This window comes from Mesorhizobium sp. M7A.F.Ca.CA.002.04.1.1 (genome assembly GCF_004022805.1).
Classification (GTDB): domain Bacteria; phylum Pseudomonadota; class Alphaproteobacteria; order Rhizobiales; family Rhizobiaceae; genus Mesorhizobium; species Mesorhizobium ciceri.
In genome coordinates this window covers 1-2384 of the sequence record NZ_RZPL01000817.1, presented here as the reverse complement: position 1 = coordinate 2384, position 2384 = coordinate 1, and the positions used below count along the sequence as shown (strand labels likewise).

Annotated in this window: 3 protein-coding genes and 1 pseudogene; 2 read left to right on the top strand and 2 right to left on the bottom strand. The window is 64.8% G+C overall.

Features of this window, described 5'->3' with window-relative positions; all coding sequences use genetic code 11:
* Positions 1–291: pseudogene (locus tag ENZ75_RS28915) on the bottom strand (RNA degradosome polyphosphate kinase); the annotation flags it as partial.
* Between the two features lie 211 nt (positions 292–502).
* Here ENZ75_RS28915 and ENZ75_RS28910 point away from each other — a divergent pair.
* Entirely contained in the window at positions 503–748 is a 246-nt protein-coding gene (locus ENZ75_RS28910) for a zinc-finger domain-containing protein (protein WP_013532417.1), read from the top strand.
* A gap of 19 nt (positions 749–767) precedes the next feature.
* On the top strand, positions 768–2009 hold the full coding sequence (locus ENZ75_RS28905; RefSeq protein WP_013532418.1) for an FAD-dependent monooxygenase: 1242 nt from the start codon (positions 768–770) through the stop codon (positions 2007–2009).
* A gap of 74 nt (positions 2010–2083) precedes the next feature.
* On the opposite strand, the gene ENZ75_RS28900 is transcribed toward ENZ75_RS28905, so the two are convergent.
* A partial coding sequence (locus tag ENZ75_RS28900; RefSeq protein WP_128278511.1) for a DUF2459 domain-containing protein occupies positions 2084–2384 on the bottom strand: 301 nt, incomplete at its 5' end.

The window sequence follows — 2384 nt, the reverse complement described above, 5'->3', positions numbered from 1 at the left end:
CTGTTCGGGGGTGCGGCCGTCGGGGCTCTTCAGCGTGATGCCCTCGCGCACCTGGCCGGCAAGACCGGCGACTCGGACCATGAAGAACTCGTCGAGATTGGCGGCCGAGATCGACAGGAAGCGGACGCGCTCCAGCAGCGGATGATTGAGGTTCAGCGACTCCTCGAGAACGCGCCGGTTGAACTGCAGCCAGGAAAACTCGCGGTTGACAAACCGGTCCGGGTTGCCGCCTTCCGGGCGAGCCACCTCGACATCCACGAATTCGTTCTGCACCGGCTTCAGTTCGTTCATGATTCCCGCTCTTCCACACCCGCTCAAGCCGGCTAGCCAGTCACTCTAGCGACCCATGGTCCCTCCCGGAAACCGAAATCGGTTTTCGGGCCATGGGTTAACCGGCTTAACTTATCCTCTGACAGGCTTTTGCGACAGTTTGATTTCATCGAACTTGCAAAGAGGCCTGATATGATCCAGATGCAGACGAGACTGCGTTAAGGAGACGACGATGGCAGGCGGTTCCATTCCCCATTTTCAGAACGATGCGGGCTATCCGGCAATCGACATCGGCGTGAAGGAATTCATGTGCACGGGCGCCAATCCGCCTTTCGACCACCCGCATGTGTTTCTGGACATGGGCGACGACAATGAAAAAGTCTGTCCCTATTGCTCGACGCTCTACCGCTATTCGCCGAAGCTGAAGGCGACGGAAACGCTGCCGGCCGGATGCATCTACATCGAACAGGCCGCCTGAGACTTTCGCGACCAGCCCGATGAACGACACGCGTTCCCGGCAAATTGTCGTCGCCGGGGCCGGTGTCGCCGGATTGACCGCAGCCCTTGCATTCGCCTCGCGCGGCTACGCGGTTCGGGTGTTCGAACAGGCGCAGCGCCTGGAAGCTGCCGGCGCCGGCATCCAGCTCTCTCCAAACGCGACGCGCATCCTTCGCCAGCTTGGCGTGCTCGACCGGCTGCTGCCGGCAGCGGTGCGGCCGCAAGCCGTGGTGTTGAAGAAGGCCGCGACCTTGCGCGAACTGGCGCGCGTGCCGCTGGGGCAAGCCGCCGAAACCCGCTGGCAAGCACCCTATCTCGTCGCGCACAGGGCCGATCTGCAGAGCGCATTGACCGCGCGCGTTGCCGAGGTGCCGGATATCCATCTCACCACCGGCGCGCGCATCGGCGACGTTGCCTCCGGCCCGCATGGCATCACGGCGACGGCCGAGATCGACGGCAAGACCATCGAGGCGGAGGGCTTCCTGCTGGTCGGGGCCGATGGCGTCTGGTCATCGGTGCGCCCACTTGTCGACTCGGCCAAGGGGTCGGCTTCGCCAAGAAACCATTTCTCCGGCGAACTGGCCTGGCGCGCGACCATCGCAGCCGATAGCGCCGCGGGGCAGAGCTTTGCCGCCATCGGCGCCAGGGACTGCGTCACCACCTTCCTGCATCCCGGCTTCCATATGGTGGCCTATCCCGTCAGCAAGGGTGCGGCCTTCAATCTCGCGGCCTTCACCAGGGGCGACCGCATTGCCGAGGGCTGGTCCGGCAACGCCGACGCCGGGATCCTGACCCGAGCTCTTGCCGGCACTGCGGCAGAACTTGCCCGTCTGGTCGAGCAGGCCGGCCCGTGGACCGCGTGGCCGATCCACACTGTCGACCCGCAACAGCCCTGGACAACACCGAACGGCATGGCGCTGATCGGCGACGCCGCGCATGCGATGACCCCATTCGCGGCGCAAGGTGCGGCCATGGCGATCGAGGATGCAGCGACGCTTGCCGACGCCGTCTACGCCTCCCCTACGAACCCGCTGGCCGCGCTTGCGGTTTGGGAACAGTCACGGCGGCCGCGTGTCGCGCAGGTCGCCCGACGCGGCGCTGTCAACCGGCTGGCCTGGCATGCCGCAGGGCCGGTGGCGATTGCGCGCAACGTGTTCCTGAAAATGCGCTCGTCGGAAAAACTCGCGGCGGATTTGGACTGGCTCTATGGCTGGCGGGCACCGGAGGCTGACGAAAGCTGAAACCTGCGAAAGGTTGGCGGGACAGAGGGGGGTGTGAAGGAACGCGACACTCGCCAATTCGCGGAATGCCCACGCTAATTATACAGCCGCATCGATAGCCCGAGCGATACAGGCAGCGGGTTCCACCAGCCGGTGCGCAGGCCTGCGGTGCGCAAGGCGGCCGCCGTCCAGGTGTTGCAGCCGATCAGTGCGTTGAAATGGCCGTTGGCTTCGTAGAAGCCGTCGAACCTGGAATAGGCCGCGTCCGGAACGAGGATCGGGCCTTCCGGTCCGCGCTGGAAACTCGCATCGATGAAATCGAGCAACGCCGCGAACCGGTCCTCTGTGATGTCGAACCCCGCGATGTCAGGGGGCGGTTCGCGGATGTCACCGGCG